Below are 15,902 nucleotides of genomic sequence, written 5' to 3'. Positions count from 1 at the left end.
TAAGTGAACCCGGATTGGTTGTCCCCCGGCATCAACCTGGAGGCTGACCGCCCATGGTCCTCGGGGGTGTGAAGCTGGTCGCAGGCGGTTGGGGCCGGTACCGGGGCGTGTCAGTCTGTGAGACGCCTCTGCTCCACGACCCGGGGACCTCACCGAGGCCTCGAGGGAAGGACGGTCGACGACGATGTCTGCCAGCGCCGAAGAACCCGCCCCCTACGGCACCGGACCCGCCGCCAAGCCGGCCGCGGGCCGGAAGGTCCGTGTCCACCACCTGCGTGAGCTCAAGGAACGCGGCGAACCGTGGCCGATGCTCACCGCCTACGACATGTACACCGCCGCGCTGTTCGACGAGGCCGGGATCCCGGTGCTGCTCGTCGGCGACTCCGCGGCCAACAACGTGTTCGGCTACGACACCTCGCTGCCGGTGACGGTCGACGAGCTGCTGCCGCTGGTCCGGGCGGTCACCCGGTCGGTCAAGCGGGCGCTCGTGGTCGCCGACCTGCCGTTCGGCTCCTACCAGCTCTCGCCGCAGCAGGCGCTGGAAACCTCGGTGCGGTTCATGAAAGAGGGCCGGGCGCACGCCGTCAAGCTCGAAGGCGGCCGCCGGTTCGCCCCGCACGTCGAGGCGCTGACCTCGGCCGGTGTGCCGGTGATGGGTCACATCGGGTTCACCCCGCAGAGTGAACACAACCTCGGCGGCTACCGGGTGCAGGGGCGCGGCGAAGCGGCGGACGTGCTGCTCGCCGACGCGCTGGCGCTGCAGGAGGCCGGGGCGTTCGCGGTCGTCATGGAGATGGTGCCCGCCGAGGCCGCCAAGCGCGTCACGGCGGAGCTGAAGATCCCGACGGTCGGCATCGGCGCCGGCCCGGACTGCGACGCGCAGGTGCTCGTCTGGCAGGACATGGCCGGCCTGCGGCGCGGCAAGGCACCGCGGTTCGTCAAGCGCTACGCCGACGTCGCGACGGTGCTGCAGAACGCGGCCACGGCGTTCGCGGAGGACGTTCGCCGCGGGGAGTTCCCGGCACCGGAACACGCTTTCCACGACTAACCCCGGTTCCGGAACCGCTCGGCGAGCGCCGGGTCGGTCTCCCACCACAACCCGGTCGGGGGCGCTTCGTCCAGCCGGGCGTCGATCTGCTTCGCCCGCCGTTCGTCGTCGCGGGCCCACCGCACGAACAACGCGACGACGAACGGCAGGCCGGCGACGTCCCCGCCGATCCACAGCACCCCCGCGCCGATGATCTGGTCGGTGCGGGGGTCCGGGCCGTGGCCGGGGTGCGCCGCCGCGTAGTGCGCGGGTGCGAGCAGCGGGCCCAGCCACAGGACCAGGCCGAGCGCGCCGTCGAAGATCACCTCGGTGAACGCGATCCACACCGACACCAGGTGCGGGTCCTCCCGCGGCGTCGGGTCGAGACCGAGCCGGGTCCAGAAGTACGTGAAGCCCGCGAGCACGAGCGCCAGCCGGACCAGGCCGTCGACGAGCGACGACCGCAGCACCAGGTCGTAGAGCGGGGTCAGGTACAGCACCAGCACTGGCACGACCAGCGTCAGCGTGACGACCGGCGGGAACGTCAGCGCCCGGGCCACCTTGCCGCGCCCGTGCCGGCGCAGCCACGGCGCCGGGACCGTGTCGAGCAGGAGCCGGATCGGGGCGCCCAGGGCCAGCAGCAGCGGCGTGACCATCAGCAGCGTGACCGTCTGGACCGCGCGGACCCAGAAGAAGGTCCGGTCGTAAAGGGCCAGCGGCGAGCAGGTGACCAGCAAGATCGTCGCCAGCCCGGCGAGGAACGCCGCCGTGCGACCGCGCGGCCACCCTCGCCCGTGCGCCGCGCGGACGTAGAGCGTGCCGAGAACGAGCACGGCGAGCAGCGCCGGGACGTCGAGCACGTCAGACCGCGAAGAAGATCAGGCTGCCGATTCCGGCGACCACGCAGTAAATGGCGAACGGGGTCAGAGTGCGCGTTTCGAAGTATCCGGTGAGGAACCGGACAGAAATGTACGAAGCGACCCCGGCGATGACGCTGCCGACGAGCGCCGGGCCGAGTGAAGCGTGGTTCTCCGGGGCGAACAGCGTCGGCATCTTGAGCACGCCCGCGGCGAGGATCACCGGCGTGGCGAGCAGGAACGCGAACCGCGCGGCGTCCTCGTGGCCGAGCCCGCGGCGGAGGCCGGCGACCATCGTGATGCCCGAGCGGCTGATGCCCGGCAGCAGCGCGAGGATCTGCGCGGCGCCGATCAGCACCGCCTCGCCGACCCGCAGCTTCGCCAGCCGGACGTCGGTCTTCTTCTCGACCGTGATCGCCCGCATGACCAGCGTCTCCTCCGCCGAAAAGTCCACAGTGTCCGCTTCTTCGACAGGTTTCGCGCGGGAGAACTTCTCGGCGGCGTAGAGGACTCCGCCGTTGAGGGCGAGGAAGATCGCCGCCGGGACCGGCTTGCCGAGGAAGTCGCGCAGCAGGCTCTCGAAGAGCAGGCCGGCCAGCCCGACCGGGATGGTGGCGAGCACCAGCAGCCAGGCGAGCCGCTGGTCCGGCGTGCGCACCTCGCGGCGGCGGATCGACGTCCACAGCCCGCCGATGATCCGCACCCAGTCCTTCCGGAAGAACAGCACCAGGGCGAGCGCGGTGGCCACGTGCATCGCGACCAGCACCGCCAGGTACGGCGAGTCCTTGCCGATGCTCAGGTCCCGCTGCCACGAGCCGCCGAGCCAGGCCGGCAGCAGGATGCTGTGGCCGAGACTGGACACCGGAAACAATTCCGACACCCCCTGCAATGCCCCGACGACAATCGCCTCGGCATAGGTCACCGCGGACATTTCGCACCCCTTTTTCGACAATCCTGACACCGGAAAGTACCGGCCTATTCGTAAGCACGAGGCAAGGGGGACGGGCCGGCTCAGCGTCCTCACAGCTGGCGTTCACATGCATGAACATCAATCATGTTCTTGACTGCTGTTCGACTCGTGGCTTAGCGTTTAGCCCGTCGCCGCCACGACGAAGCATCGAACCTCGACGAGGAGGACGGAAATGCGTGTGCGGATCGCCGGCCGTCGTGACCACCCCGACGGCATCGGACTCGCCGGCCCCTCGAAGTTCGCGGAAGCGGCTGCCTACCGCTGACGCGTCACGGACCGGGGACCCGCTCAGCCCGGCGGCGGGGGCGGGTCCCCACCTTCTTGGCCGTCGTCCCGGCACCCGGCGGCGGGGTGTCGGGGCGGCGGCCAGGGCCCCTGCGGCACAGTAATCGCATGGACGAGCTCTACCCGCCGATCGGGCCGCGCGCCGAAGGATTCCTGGACGTCGGCGACGGGCACCGGATCCGCTGCCAGGAGGCAGGCAACCCGGCCGGAAAGCCGGTCGTGGTCCTGCACGGCGGCCCGGGCAGCGGGATCGCCCCGATGACCCGGCGCCACTTCGACCCGGCCGCCTACCGGATCATCCAGTTCGACCAGCGCGGATCCGGCGCTTCGACACCGGGAGCGGACGACCTCACGGCGAACACGCTGTGGCACCTGGTCGCCGACATGGAACTCCTGCGCGAGCGACTCGGCATCGAACGCTGGCAGGTCTTCGGCGGCTCGTGGGGCGCGACGCTGGCCCTCGCGTACGCCGAGACGCACCCCTCGCGGGTCAGCGAAATCATCCTGCGCGGGGTGTTCACGGTCCGGCAGAGCGAACTGGACTGGATCTACCGCGGCGGCGCAGCCCACCTGTTCCCCCGCGAATGGGAGGCGTTCCTGGCCCCACTGCCCCCGGGTTCGCGCGACGACCCCCTGGCGGCGTACGCCCGCCTGCTCGACGACCCGGCCGAGGAGGTCCGCAACCGCGCGGCGGTGGCGTGGAGCACGTGGGAGGGCGCAACGGTGTCGGTGGTGCAGCAGGAGGCGTTCATCCACCAGTACGCGGAGCCGGCGTTCGCGCTGACATTCGCCCGCCTGGCGGTCCACTACTTCCGCCACGGCGCCTGGCTGGACGACGGCCAGCTGATCCGCGACGCAGGCAAGCTGGCAGGCATCCCGGGCGCAATCGTCCAGGGCCGCTACGACACGGTGTGCCCCCCGATCACGGCGTACGAGCTGCACCGGGCGTGGCCAGGTTCGGAGCTGAAGCTGCTCGAAGGAGCCGGGCACGCGGCAACGGACCCCGGCGTGCTGGCCGCGTTGCGCGCGGCGACGGACTCATTCCGCGAGTAGCAACCCAGCAAAGCAGCTGGGTGGTCATCCCGTCGCCTGAGGCCGTCAAATCACTTTGAGCCGGGCCCGCAACACACAGCGCAACGCGAGATAACAGCCCAACCTTGCGGGCCCGGCTCAAAGTGATAGGCCTCAATCAGGCGACGGGATGACCACCCAGCGACCCCCTCGAGAAGCCGAGGGGACAAGCAAAACCAGAGGCCATCCCAGAGCCTGCCCGTCCGGCGAGGACATCTTTTCCCCCGCTGTAGCCCACTAGAGCCGTCCACCGGACGCCGTGTCTCCCGAAAGCCGCTGAGCCAGATACACCGGGACCGTCGACGCCACGATCAGCACCGCCGCCACCACGTTCACGATCGGCGCCTGATTCGGCCGGAACAGGTTGTCATAGATCCAGATCGGCAGCGTCTCCATACCCGTACCCAGGGTGAACGTCGTCACGATGATCTCGTCGAACGACAGCGCGAACGCCAGCAGACCACCGGCCAGCAACGCCGACCGCAGCATCGGAAACGTCACCAACCGGAACGTCGTGAACCCCGTCGCACCCAGATCCATCGACGCCTCCTCCAGATTGCCCCCCATCCGCCGCAGCCGCGCGACAACGTTGTTGAACACCACCACGATGCAGAAGGTGGCGTGCGCGATGATCGCCGTCAGCAGGCCGAGGTCGATGCCCAGAATCGTCCGGAACGCGTTGTTCAGCGCGATACCCGTGACGATCCCCGGCAACGCGATCGGCAGGATGATCAGCAGCGACACCGGATTGCGGCCGAAGAACCGATAACGCTGCAACGCGAACGCCGCCATCGTGCCCAGAACCAGGGCGATCGCCGTCGCCGCCAGCCCCGCCTCGACGCTCGTCCACAGCGCGTGCAGCGCGCCTTCGTTCGACGCCGCCCGGCTCCACCACTCCACGGTGAACCGGGTCGGCGGGAAACCGAACGTGGTGTCCGCGTTGAACGAGTTGACCAGCACCACCACCAGCGGAAAGTAGATCACCGCCAGGCCGAGCCCCAGCGCCGTCCACAGCAGCACACGGGAAGCACGCACGAGAGCTCCTAGAGGTTGTCCAGCGCCCCGGTGCGGCGCACCGCGGCCAGGTACGCGAGCATGATCACGACCGGCACGGTCGCCACCGTCGCCGCGAACGGGAGGTTGTTGGCCGCGCCGATGTTGTCGTAGACGACGTTGCCGAGCATCTGCGACGTGCCGCCGACGATCTTCACGGCGATGTAGTCGCCCAGGGACAGCGAGAACGTGAAGATCGAACCGGCCACGATCGCCGGGAACGTCAGCGGCAGGATCACCGAGCGGAACGTCCGGAACGAACGCGCCCCCAGGTCGCCGGAAGCGTCCACAAGGGAATCCGGCAGCCGGTCGATACCGGCGTAGATCGGCAGGATCATGTACGGCAGCCACAGGTACGACAGCGTCATGATCGTCGCCGTGACGCCGTACCCGGGAGAAAGCCAGCTCAGGGCGCCGTTGCCGGACAGCATCGAGCGCCATGCGTACGCCTTCACCAGATAGCTCGCCCACAACGGCGTCATCACCGCGATCACCAGGATCCGCTGCGCCCGCGGGGAGGCGAGCTTGGCCATCGCGTAGGCCATTGGGAACGCGATGACGGCGTCGATCACCGTCACCAGGGCCGCGATCCCGACCGTGCGGAAGGTGATCGTGCGGTACACCGCGTCGGTGAACAGCGTCTTGAAGTTGTCCAGCGACCAGTCGATGACGACCTGGCCGGTGAAGGCGTCGGTGTGCCAGAACGCCGTGACGAACAACGCGGCGAGCGCGCCCAGGTAGGCCAGGCCGAGCCAGAGCAGCGGCGCCGACAGCAGGAAACCCAGGCGCAGCCGGGGTTTGCGGTAGAAGAAGGCGGAAACGGCGGTCATCGTGCCTCGCAGCATGAGGCCGGACGCGGCGGGCGGAGTGGGGGGACACAGCCCGCCGCGTCCGGGGTCGGAGGGTCAGCCCTTGATCTCGGTCCAGGCCTTCGTCCACTCGCCGTAGTCCTTGCACTTGACGTCCGTGCGGCCGTCGAGGCACTGCGGGATCGGCGTGGTCCAGTAGGCGATCTTCGCCGCGTACCCGGCATCACTGGCGTGGTAGGTGTCGCAGAGCGTCTTGTCCGTCATCTCCGCGCACGCCTTCGTGTTCGCCGGCGCTTCGCCGAAGTACTCGGCGACCTGGGCGTTGACCTTCGGGCTGATGATGTAGTCGAGCCACTTGTACGCGCACGTCTTGTGCGCCGACTTCGCCGCCACCATCCAGGTGTCCGACCACCCGGTCGCGCCTTCGCTCGGCACGGCGGCTTCCAGCGGCGCGCCTTCGCCCTTGGTCAGGTTGACCGTGACCTGCCAGGCGGAGCCGACGACGGCGTCGCCGTTCTTCAGCGCTTGCGACTCCTTGAGGTAGTCCGACCAGTACTCACTCACCAGCGGCCGCTGCTGCTTGAGCAGGTCGACCGCGGCGGTGAACTGCTTGTCGTCCAGGGCGTACGGGTTCTTGATGCCCAGGTCCGGCTGGTGCGCCTGCAGGTACAGGGCCGCGTCGGCGATGTAGATCGGCGAGTCGTAGGCGATCACCTTGCCCTTGTAGGGCGAGTTCGCGTCGAACATCACCGACCACGACGTCGGCGCCGGGTTCACCTTGTCGGTGCGCCAGGTCAGCAGGTTCGCGCCCCAGCCGTGCGGGATGCCATATGACACAGCGCCAACGCTGTTCCACGACTTGTTCTTCAGGAACGGCTGGACGTCGTTGTAGTTCGGGACGAGCGCGGTGTTCACCGGCTCGGCGTCCCCGGACGCGACCAGCCGCAGCGACGCGTCACCGGAGGCGGACACGACGTCGTACTGCCCGGTCTTCATCAGCGTCACGGCCTCGTCGGACGTGCCGAACGGCTTGACGTTGACCTTGCAGCCGGTCTGCTGCTCGAACGGCGTCACCCAGTTGACCTTCGGGTCGTTCGAGCCGTTCTCCGCGTATCCCGGCCAGGCCAGGACGTTCAGCTGGCCCTCCGGCTGCCCGAGGGACTTCAGCGCTTCGAGCTTCGGCGGCGTGAAGCCCTGCGCGCCCGGCGGCGCGGCGGAGTTCGAGCCGGACGTGCCACATGCAGCCAACAGCAGGCTGGCGCCGAGGACCCCGGCGAGCCGCGTCTTCCTGTTCTTCATGGCAACCCTTCTGCGGTGCTACTGGACCTGGAAGCTGTGTTCGTTGCGCCAGCTCAGGCGGACGCGCCCGTCGGCGAGAACCCCGTTGGTGTTCTGCCGGACAACAGAAAGCTGCCCGCCGGCGTCGAGCGCGACCGAGTACCGCACGGTGGCCCCGGCGTAGACGACGTCGGTGACCGTGCCGGTCGCGCTGGTGTCCCCCGCGGCCGCGGGCTCGGACAGGTCGCCGTCGATGCGGATCTTCTCCGGCCGGATGCTGAACAGCCCCGGCCGCCCGATGACGCTCTCGGCACCGCGGCCGCCCAGCAGGTTCGACGTCCCGACGAACCCGGCGACGAACGCGCTCGCCGGCCGTTCGTAGACCTCCTCGGGCGGGCCGACCTGCTCGATCTTCCCGTCGTTGAACACCGCGATCCGGTCGCTCATGGTGAGCGCCTCGTCCTGGTCGTGGGTGACGAAGACGAACGTGATGCCGACGTCCCGCTGGATCTGCTTGAGCTCCAGCTGCATGGCCTGCCGCAGCTTGAGGTCGAGGGCGCCCAGCGGCTCGTCGAGCAGCAGCACCTTGGGCCGGTTGACCAGCGCGCGGGCCAGGGCGACGCGCTGGCGCTGGCCGCCGGACAGCTGGGTGGGCTTGCGCGAGCCGTAGTCCTCCAGCCGCACGGTCTTCAACGCCTCGAGCGCGCGCTCCCGGCGTTCCTGCTTCGGGACGCGCTTGACGCGCAGGCCGTACTCGACGTTCTGCTGCACCGACATGTGCGGGAACAGCGCGTAGTCCTGGAACACCGTGTTAACGTCCCGCTCGAACGGCGCCAGCCGGCTGACGTCGTGGCCGTCGAGCTCGATCGTGCCCTCGGTGGGCAGCTCGAACCCGGCGATCATCCGCAGCACCGTCGTCTTGCCGGAGCCGGAGGGGCCGAGCATGGAGAAGAACTCGCCGGGCGGGATGTCGAGGTCGACGCCGTCGACCGCGTGGACGTCGCCGAAGTGCTTGCGCAGCCCGGAAAGCCGGATGGCCGGGCGCGTGCTTTCCGGCGCCGCGGGTGCTTCCCGTGTCCCGGACGGTGCTTGGTTGGGCATTGCGACCCTCACAGTGCGCTCATCACGTGCTTGACGCGCGTGTAGTCCTCGAGGCCGTAGAGGGAGAGGTCCTTGCCGTAGCCGGACTTCTTGAAGCCGCCGTGCGGCATCTCGGCGACCAGGGGGATGTGCGTGTTGATCCAGACGCAGCCGAAGTCGAGCTTCGCGGCGGTGCGCATCGCGCGCTGGTGGTCGCGGGTCCAGACCGAGGACGCGAGGGCGTACTGGACGCCGTTCGCGAGCTTCAGGGCCTCGGCTTCGCCGGAGAACCGCTGGACGGTGATGACCGGGCCGAAGATCTCGTCCTGGATGGCCTCGTCGTCCTGCCGGAGCCCGGAGACGACGGTCGCTTCGTAGAAGTAGCCTTCCTCGCCCGCGCGGTGGCCTCCACAGTGGACGGTTGCGTGCGCGGGCAGCCGGTCGACGAACCCGGTCACCTTCTCGAGCTGGGCCGCGTTGTTGAGCGGGCCGTAGGCGACGTCTTCGTCGTCGGGCCGGCCGGTCTTGGTGTGCTGGGCCTGCCGGGTGAGCGCGGCGACGAAGGTGTCGTGCACGTCGTCGGCGACCAGCACGCGGGTGGCGGCCGTGCAGTCCTGGCCCGCATTGAAGTACCCGGCGACGGCGATGGCCTCGGCAGCGGCTTCGAGGTCGGCGTCGGCGAAGACGATGACCGGCGCCTTGCCGCCGAGCTCGAGGTGGACGCGCTTGACGTCGTTCGCGGCGGATTTCGCGACTTCGATGCCCGCGCGGACCGAGCCGGTGATCGACACCATCGCCGGGATGTCGTGTTCGACCAGCGCGCGGCCGGTGTCCCGGTCGCCGCAGAGCACGTTGAACACGCCGGGCGGGAAGAACTCGCCGGCGATTTCGGCCAGCAGCAGCGTCGACGCCGGGGTCGTGTCGGACGGCTTGAGCACAACCGTGTTGCCCGCCGCGAGGGCGGGCGCGATCTTCCAGATGGCCATCAGCAGCGGGTAGTTCCACGGCGTGACCTGCGCGCAGACGCCTACGGGCTCGCGGCGCACGAAGGAGGTGTGGCCTTCCAGGTACTCGCCCGCCGCGCGGCCTTCGAGCACGCGCGCCGCCCCGGCGAAGAACCGGACCTGGTCCAGGACCATCGGGATTTCTTCGGCCATGGTCAGCGCGATCGGCTTACCGGTGTTCGCTGACTCGACGGCCACGATCTCCTCGGCCCGGGCTTCGAGGGCGTCGGCGAGTTTGAGCAGCGCGAGCTGACGCTGGGCGGGGGTGGTCTCCCGCCAAGTCTCGAACGCGGTCGCAGCGACCTGCAGCGCGTTGTCGACGTCCTCGGGCCCGGCGATGGGCGCGGTGCAGTAGGGGCGCCCGGTGACGGGGTCGACGATCTCGGCCGTCCGGCCCGACTTGGACTCGACGTACGCGCCGCCGACGTAGTGCTTCAGCTCCTGCACGGCTACTCCCTCGGGTGCTGGCGGGGCTAAAACATATAAGTCCATATGTAATAGGACAAGAGGATCAGGCAAGATTGGTGCGAACGGGTAGTCCGGCGAAGGGGCACGATGCGCAAGGGCATGTCGCACAGCGCGCGATCCGCCATGTTCGCGCCGCTCGGCCAGGTCGGCCGGGCGGAAGCGGTGGCGGCGCGGCTGGTCGACGCCATCACGCTGGGCCTGCTGGCCGACGAGGAGCAGCTGCCCAGCGAGGCCGACCTGGCCGCGCAGTTCGGCGTCTCGACCGTGACGGTCCGGGAGGCGCTGGTGGCGCTGCGGCAGCAGGGCCTGGTCGAGACGCGCCGGGGCCGCAGCGGCGGCAGCTTCGTCCGTGCGCCGGCCAACCCGCCACCGGACGCGTGGCGCGCACGGCTGGCCGAGGTGTCCCTGTCGGATCTGCGGGACGTCGGCGACCACTACCTGGCGATCGCCGGGGCCGCCGCGAAGCTCGCCGCCGAGCGCAGCTCCCCCGAGGACGTCGCCCGGCTGCGGCTGGCGGCCGACGACCTCCGCACCGCGCACGGCATCGACTTCACCCGGGCCGAGCGGCAGTTCCACCTCGAGGTCGCGGCGGCCGCGCAGTCGCCGCGCCTGACGCACGAAGAGGTCCACCTGCAGAGCGAGCTGGGCGGACTGCTGTGGCTGCCGCTCGGGTCTGGAGCACACTCCTGCGAAGAGCACGTGGCGATCACCGCGGCGATCGAAGCCGCCGACGGCGAGCTGGCCCGCAAGCTGACCGAGGAGCACCTCTTGGGCGCGCTCGACCGGCTCGCGGACGTGCACCTGGACCTGCTCGCCCCGTACTCTGCCGATGGTCACTGATCCGGCCACAGTCACGGCCGAAGGCTTCGCGGCAACGGTGACGTGCCGTGGTAGGGCGGCCTGCTTTTGGCCGGATCAGCGACGCCCTTCACTCCGCGCATCGAGGTGAGCACCGTGAACGACACCCGCACGCTGGCCGGCGACGAGGTCGTCGAGCAGGTCTCGGCGTTGGTGGAAGGGGTCTTCGAACGGCTGAAGCCGCTGCTGGCGGCGGCCGAGTCGGTGCTGGCGGACACGCCCACCGCGGCCGCGCTGCACCGGATCCGCCCGCAGATCACCGAGGCGCTGGGCGGGCTGATCATCGGCGCGGGGTTCGTCAGCGCCCCGAACGTGCTTTCCGATTCGGAGTTCGGCTTCGAGTGGTGGACGGGCTCTTCTTCGAAGCCGGCCCAGCTGTTCATCAGCCTCGACCCGGCGAGCGAGAACTTCCTGGACTACACCCGCCAGTCGTGGTTCACGGTCCCGCGCGACACCGGACGGCGGCACATCAACGGCCCGTACGTCGACTACCTGTGCACCGACGAGTACACGCTGACGTTCACCATCCCGGTGTTCCGCTCCGCCGCCTTCGCGGGCGTCGTGGGCGCGGACGTCTACGTGCGCGAGTTCGAGCGGGCGGTCCGGCCGCGGCTGCGTTCGCTGGGGCGCGGGGCGGCGTTGCTGAACGCGCAGGGGCGGGTGATCGTGTCCAACAGCGTCCGGCAGCCGACGGGCTCGCTGGTGCGCGAGGCCGACGTCCCGGCGTGGTGGTCAGCGGGCGCGGAGCCCGGGCCGGGCCGGCGTCGCTGCGGGGACTCACCGATCGTGCTGGTCAGCTAGGTCTGCAACGCCACCCAGAGTTCCGCGCGGACGCCCGGTGCGTCCAGGTCGCGGCCCAGCAGCTCCTGCGCCTTGGTGATCCGGTTCCGCAGCGTGTGCCGGTGGACGCCGAGGCGGGCCGCGGCGACGTCCCAGTGGCCGTGGTGCGCCAGCCAGCAGCGCAGCGAGCCGACCAGGTCGCCGCGGCCCGTTTCGTCGTGGCGGCGCAGCGGGGCCAGCAGGTTCTCGCCGTAGACGCGGGCCACCACCGGGTCGATGAGCGACAGCAGGCCGCGGGCCGAGTGCTCGGCCGCCGACACCAGGATCTTGCCCTCCGCCTCCGCGACCCGGCACGCCAGTTCCGCCTGCTCCAGCCCGGCCGCGAAATCCGTCGCGGACACCGGGCCCGCCACGCCCCCGTGCAGGCCGCCGACCCGCAGCGCCGCGTCCGTCACCACGTCGGCGCTGCCGAGCGTGACCACCGACGAGCCGTACCGCGCGGCGAACACCGGTTCGTTCTCCAGCGCGCCGAGCAGCTTGCGCCGCGCGGCGGGCGCGCCCGCGAACACCAGCACCGACCACGGCGCGGCCGGCATCTCGGCTCCGGAAGCGGCGAGCACCCGCAGCGCCAGCTCGGCCTGGCCACCCACCAGCAGCTCCAGCAAGCCGGTCCGCAACGCCTCCCGCGCCGCCGCCTGCGCGCGATCCTGTTCCAGGGCCAGGGAAAGCACCGAAACCGCCGTGTTGACGATGTGCCGTCCCGCCGTGTCCAGCGACGCTCCGACGGCGAGCACCCGGCGTGCGCCGGTGTCGAGGGTCTGCAGCACGACTTCCTGGCCGTCGAGCGCGACAACTCGCGTACCGGTGCGAAGGCGCTCCAGCTCTTCGCGCAGCGAAGCGCCGTACGCACGTGCGCTCGCCGGAGCAGCTTCGCTGACGGTTGTCCGGTCGAAGAGCAGCACCCAGCCGTCGACCAGCTTCGCCAGCTTGCGCAACACCCCCGCCGGGCCGCCCTTGCCGACCGCCGTGCGGGTCAGCTCCTGCTGCGCGCGGCCGATCCGGACCGTCGTCGCGTACTCGTCGGCCGCCACCGCCCGCGACACCGCGCGGGTGATCGCGATGAACGGCGTCTCCCGCGGGACCTCCAGGACCGGCAGCCCCACCTCGGCCGCCGTCGCCACGAGTGAGCGCGGCACGGACTCGTGGCTCAGCCCGACGCCGAAGCCGAGGCCCGCCACCCCGGCGTCGACCAGGCGGCGCACGTAGGCCGGCGACGTCTCCTCGTCCAGGGCCAGGCCGGTGGTGAGCAGAAGCTCCCCGCCCTCGAGGAACGCCTGCGGGTCGGTCAGCTCGGTCGGGTGCACCCAGCCGATCGGGCGGTCCAGGAGGTCGTCGCCGGTCAGCACCCGCAGTCCGAGCGGGCGCTCGGCGGCCAAGCCGGCCAGCGTGAGTGCCATAACGGCCAATCGTACGCGCCGATCTGTACGGAACGGCCAGCTGACGGCGGTCGCCGCGGGACTCATCCTGAGGACGTCCACCGCCTTCCCCAGGAGCACGCCGTGACCGCAAGCACCACCGCCGGGCCCCAGGCCCCGGCGCCCCGCCAGCGCAGGCTGCAGACCGAGATCCCCGGGCCCGTCTCGCGCGAGCTGCAGCAGCGGCGCACCGCCGCCGTCGCCGCCGGGGTCAGCTCGGTGCTGCCCGTCTACGTCACCTCCGCCAGCGGCGGCCTGCTCACCGACGCCGACGGCAACGTGCTGATCGACTTCGGTTCCGGCATCGCGGTGACCAACGTCGGGCACTCCGCGCCGGCCGTCGTCGACCGCGTCCGCAAGCAGGCGTGCTGGTTCACCCACACCTGTTTCATGGTGACGCCGTACGAGGGGTACGTCGAGGTCTGCGAAGCGCTGGCCGACCTGACGCCGGGCGACCACGCGAAGAAGTCGGTGCTGTTCAACTCGGGCGCCGAAGCGGTCGAGAACGCCGTGAAGATCGCGCGGGTGGCGACCGGGCGCCAGGCCGTCGTCGTGTTCGACCACGCCTACCACGGCCGCACCAACCTGACGATGGGCATGACCGCGAAGTCCGTGCCCTACAAGCACGGCTTCGGCCCGTTCGCGCCCGAGGTCTACCGGGTGCCGGGCTCGTACCCGTTCCGCGACGGCCTGTCCGGGCCCGAGGCGGCCGCGCTGGCCATTGACCGGATCGAAAAGCAGATCGGCGGCGACCAGGTGGCCGCAGTCGTCCTGGAGCCGATCCAGGGTGAGGGCGGGTTCATCGAGCCGGCGCGGGGATTCCTGCCCGCGATTGCGGCGTGGTGCCGCGAAAACGGCGTCGTGTTCGTCGCCGACGAGGTCCAGACAGGCTTCTGCCGCACCGGTTCGTGGTTCGCCTCGTCCGACGAGGACGTGGTGCCGGACCTGATCGCGACGGCCAAGGGCATCGCGGGCGGCCTGCCGCTGTCCGCCGTCACCGGCCGCGCTTCCCTGTTGGACGCGGTTCCGCCGGGTGGCCTCGGCGGCACGTACGGCGGCAACCCGATCGCCTGCGCCGCGGCGCTGGGCTCGATCGAGACGATGAAGAACGAGGACCTCGCCGCGTCGGCCAAGCGCATCGAAGGCGCCGTCCTGCCGCGGTTGCGGGCGCTGGCTTCGGAAACGGGTGTGATCGGCGATGTCCGCGGGCGCGGCGCGATGCTGGCCGCGGAGTTCGTCCGCCCCGGCACCACCGAGCCCGACGCGGACCTGACCAAGCGCGTCGCGGCGGCCTGCCACCGGGCCGGCGTGGTGGTGCTGACCTGCGGCACCTACGGCAACGTCGTCCGGCTGCTGCCGCCGCTGTCCCTGCCCAACGACCTGCTCGACGAGGGCCTTTCGGTGCTCGAGCACGCTGTCCGCGCGGAGGCCCGCGCATGACTTTCCCGTTCTGGGTGGCCGGCAAGCCGGTGACCGGCGGTGCGACCGCCTCGGTGACGCACTCTTACGACGGTTCTGCGGCGGGGTCCCACTTCGTCCCGTCGCCATCGGACGTCGAGGCGGCGGTGCAGGCGGCGCACGACGTCGCCGACGAGTTCGCGACGCTGCCCGCGCACGTCCGCGCCGGGGCGTTGGACCACGTGTCCCGATCGCTGGGTGAGCGGTCCGAAGAGATCGCTTCGCTCATCACGGCCGAGTCGGGCAAGCCGCTGAAGTGGGCGCGCGGCGAGGTCGGGCGCGCGGTGTCGACGTTCCGCTGGGCGGCGGAGGAGGCCCGCCGGTTTTCGGGCGAGCTGCAGCGGCTCGACACGGACGCGGGCGGCACCGGCCGGCTGGCCCTGGTCCGGCGCGTGCCGCGCGGGCCGGTGCTGGGCATCACGCCGTTCAACTTCCCGCTGAACCTGGTGGCGCACAAGGTGGCCCCGGCGATCGCGGTGGGCGCCCCGATCGTGCTCAAGCCGGCTCCGGCGACCCCGCTGACGGCATTGCTGCTGGGCGAAATCCTGGCGTCGGCGGACCTCCCGGCGGGGTCGTGGTCGATCCTGCCGGTGGACAACGAGACGTCGTCCCGCCTGGTCGAGGACCCGCGGCTGCCGGTGGTGTCGTTCACCGGGTCGGTCCCGGTGGGCTGGGCGATCCGCGACCGCGTCCCGCGCAAGCACGTGGCCTTGGAGCTGGGCGGCAACGCGGCGGTCCTGGTCTGTCCGGATTGGACGGACCTGGACTTCGCGGCCCAGCGGATCGCGACGTTCGCGATGTACCAGGCGGGGCAGTCGTGCATCTCGGTGCAGCGGGTGTACGCGCACTCTTCCGTGTACGACGCTCTGGAAGCGAAGGTGCTTTCACAGGTCGCGGCGTTGCGTACCGGCGACCCGCGGGCGGACGGTGTCGACGTCGGACCGCTGATCAACCTCGACGCGGCTTCCCGGGTGTCGTCGTGGATTTCGTCGGCGGTGTCGGCGGGTGGCCGCCTGCTGACGGGCGGCGGCCAGTCGGGGGCCACGGTGGAGCCGACGGTGCTGGCGGACGTGCCCGAGGACGCGCCGGTGATGGCGGAGGAGGTGTTCGGGCCGGTGGTTTCGCTGGTCCGGGTCGGTTCCGTCGAAGAGGGTGTCTCGCGGATCAACGCGTCGCGGTTCGGCTTGCAGGCGGGGGTGTTCACCCGGGATGTGCCGACGGCGTTCTCGGTGTCGGCCGCGTTGAAGGTGGGGGGCGTGATCGTGGGTGACGTGCCGAGCTTCCGGGCGGACCAGATGCCGTACGGCGGGGTGAAGGACTCGGGCGTGGGCCGGGAGGGGCCGGCGGCGGCGATGGCGGACTTCACGGAGGAGCGCGTAACGGTGTTGACCGGTCTAACGCTGTAAGCGTGTGAGACCGCTGATCCTGC

The 15,902-nt window shown here is 70.6% G+C and carries 14 protein-coding genes; 6 read left to right on the top strand and 8 right to left on the bottom strand.

Features of this window, described 5'->3' with window-relative positions:
• Window positions 1-184: 184 nt before the first annotated feature.
• Window positions 185-1,048 (top strand): 3-methyl-2-oxobutanoate hydroxymethyltransferase, encoded by an 864-nt coding sequence (gene panB, locus AB0J55_RS42390; RefSeq protein WP_364262634.1) that lies wholly within the window; start codon window positions 185-187, stop codon window positions 1,046-1,048.
• On the opposite strand, the gene AB0J55_RS42385 is transcribed toward panB, so the two are convergent.
• Window positions 1,045-1,887 (bottom strand): cytochrome c oxidase assembly protein, encoded by an 843-nt coding sequence (locus tag AB0J55_RS42385; RefSeq protein WP_364262631.1) that lies wholly within the window; start codon window positions 1,885-1,887, stop codon window positions 1,045-1,047. The genes panB and AB0J55_RS42385 overlap by 4 nt on opposite strands.
• A gap of 1 nt (window position 1,888) precedes the next feature.
• A complete protein-coding gene (locus AB0J55_RS42380; RefSeq protein ID WP_364262628.1) occupies window positions 1,889-2,815 on the bottom strand; it encodes an undecaprenyl-diphosphate phosphatase in 927 nt (308 codons plus the stop codon).
• Between the two features lie 432 nt (window positions 2,816-3,247).
• Here AB0J55_RS42380 and pip point away from each other — a divergent pair, with 432 nt between their 5' ends.
• On the top strand, window positions 3,248-4,192 hold the full coding sequence (gene pip / locus AB0J55_RS42375) for a prolyl aminopeptidase (RefSeq protein WP_364262625.1): 945 nt from the start codon (window positions 3,248-3,250) through the stop codon (window positions 4,190-4,192).
• Window positions 4,193-4,447: 255 nt separating this feature from the next.
• Here the strand turns inward: pip and AB0J55_RS42370 are convergent, their stop codons facing one another.
• From AB0J55_RS42370 to AB0J55_RS42350, 5 genes are all read right to left on the bottom strand, one after another.
• On the bottom strand, window positions 4,448-5,230 hold the full coding sequence (locus AB0J55_RS42370) for an ABC transporter permease (protein ID WP_364262622.1): 783 nt from the start codon (window positions 5,228-5,230) through the stop codon (window positions 4,448-4,450).
• A 23-nt stretch (window positions 5,231-5,253) separates the two neighbouring features.
• The gene (locus AB0J55_RS42365) at window positions 5,254-6,093 is read right to left on the bottom strand and encodes an ABC transporter permease (protein WP_364262619.1); all 840 of its coding nucleotides are present in this window, start codon (window positions 6,091-6,093) and stop codon (window positions 5,254-5,256) included.
• Window positions 6,094-6,168: 75 nt separating this feature from the next.
• A complete protein-coding gene (locus AB0J55_RS42360; protein WP_364262616.1) occupies window positions 6,169-7,371 on the bottom strand; it encodes an ABC transporter substrate-binding protein in 1,203 nt (400 codons plus the stop codon).
• Between the two features lie 18 nt (window positions 7,372-7,389).
• The gene (locus AB0J55_RS42355; protein ID WP_364262613.1) at window positions 7,390-8,451 is read right to left on the bottom strand and encodes an ABC transporter ATP-binding protein; all 1,062 of its coding nucleotides are present in this window, start codon (window positions 8,449-8,451) and stop codon (window positions 7,390-7,392) included.
• An 8-nt stretch (window positions 8,452-8,459) separates the two neighbouring features.
• A complete protein-coding gene (locus tag AB0J55_RS42350; RefSeq protein ID WP_364262610.1) occupies window positions 8,460-9,881 on the bottom strand; it encodes a gamma-aminobutyraldehyde dehydrogenase in 1,422 nt (473 codons plus the stop codon).
• A gap of 108 nt (window positions 9,882-9,989) precedes the next feature.
• On the opposite strand from AB0J55_RS42350, the gene AB0J55_RS42345 reads away from it, so the two are divergent.
• Together AB0J55_RS42345 and AB0J55_RS42340 are read left to right on the top strand one after the other, a co-directional pair.
• Complete coding sequence (locus AB0J55_RS42345) at window positions 9,990-10,742, top strand: FCD domain-containing protein (RefSeq protein ID WP_364262607.1); 753 nt, start codon at window positions 9,990-9,992, stop codon at window positions 10,740-10,742.
• 114 nt (window positions 10,743-10,856) lie between these two features.
• Window positions 10,857-11,561, top strand: coding sequence for a cache domain-containing protein (locus tag AB0J55_RS42340; protein WP_364262604.1), 705 nt, complete (start codon window positions 10,857-10,859; stop codon window positions 11,559-11,561).
• Here the strand turns inward: AB0J55_RS42340 and AB0J55_RS42335 are convergent.
• On the bottom strand, window positions 11,558-12,997 hold the full coding sequence (locus tag AB0J55_RS42335) for a PucR family transcriptional regulator (RefSeq protein ID WP_364262601.1): 1,440 nt from the start codon (window positions 12,995-12,997) through the stop codon (window positions 11,558-11,560). The genes AB0J55_RS42340 and AB0J55_RS42335 overlap by 4 nt on opposite strands.
• Window positions 12,998-13,099: 102 nt before the next feature.
• Here AB0J55_RS42335 and gabT point away from each other — a divergent pair, with 102 nt between their 5' ends.
• Window positions 13,100-14,455: a 4-aminobutyrate--2-oxoglutarate transaminase gene (gene gabT / locus AB0J55_RS42330; RefSeq protein ID WP_364262598.1), complete on the top strand. Its 1,356-nt coding sequence runs from the start codon at window positions 13,100-13,102 to the stop codon at window positions 14,453-14,455.
• Complete coding sequence (locus AB0J55_RS42325) at window positions 14,452-15,879, top strand: aldehyde dehydrogenase family protein (protein ID WP_364262595.1); 1,428 nt, start codon at window positions 14,452-14,454, stop codon at window positions 15,877-15,879. Before gabT ends, AB0J55_RS42325 begins: the two co-directional genes overlap by 4 nt.
• The last annotated feature ends 23 nt before the right edge of the window (window positions 15,880-15,902 follow it).

Origin of the sequence: Amycolatopsis sp. NPDC049688 (assembly GCF_040674975.1) — a bacterium.
Taxonomy (GTDB): Bacteria; Actinomycetota; Actinomycetes; order Mycobacteriales; family Pseudonocardiaceae; genus Amycolatopsis.
This window is presented reverse-complemented; position numbering and strand designations above follow the sequence as displayed.

Coding starts and splice junctions, on each gene's coding strand:
- AB0J55_RS42325 (WP_364262595.1), top strand. CDS start 14,452: ATGACTTTCCCGTTCTGGGTGGCCGGCAAGCCGGTGACCGGCGGTGCG.
- pip (WP_364262625.1), top strand. CDS start 3,248: ATGGACGAGCTCTACCCGCCGATCGGGCCGCGCGCCGAAGGATTCCTG.
- AB0J55_RS42355 (WP_364262613.1), bottom strand. CDS start 8,451: ATGCCCAACCAAGCACCGTCCGGGACACGGGAAGCACCCGCGGCGCCG.
- AB0J55_RS42380 (WP_364262628.1), bottom strand. CDS start 2,815: ATGTCCGCGGTGACCTATGCCGAGGCGATTGTCGTCGGGGCATTGCAG.
- AB0J55_RS42335 (WP_364262601.1), bottom strand. CDS start 12,997: ATGGCACTCACGCTGGCCGGCTTGGCCGCCGAGCGCCCGCTCGGACTG.
- AB0J55_RS42365 (WP_364262619.1), bottom strand. CDS start 6,093: ATGACCGCCGTTTCCGCCTTCTTCTACCGCAAACCCCGGCTGCGCCTG.
- panB (WP_364262634.1), top strand. CDS start 185: ATGTCTGCCAGCGCCGAAGAACCCGCCCCCTACGGCACCGGACCCGCC.
- AB0J55_RS42360 (WP_364262616.1), bottom strand. CDS start 7,371: ATGAAGAACAGGAAGACGCGGCTCGCCGGGGTCCTCGGCGCCAGCCTG.
- AB0J55_RS42345 (WP_364262607.1), top strand. CDS start 9,990: ATGCGCAAGGGCATGTCGCACAGCGCGCGATCCGCCATGTTCGCGCCG.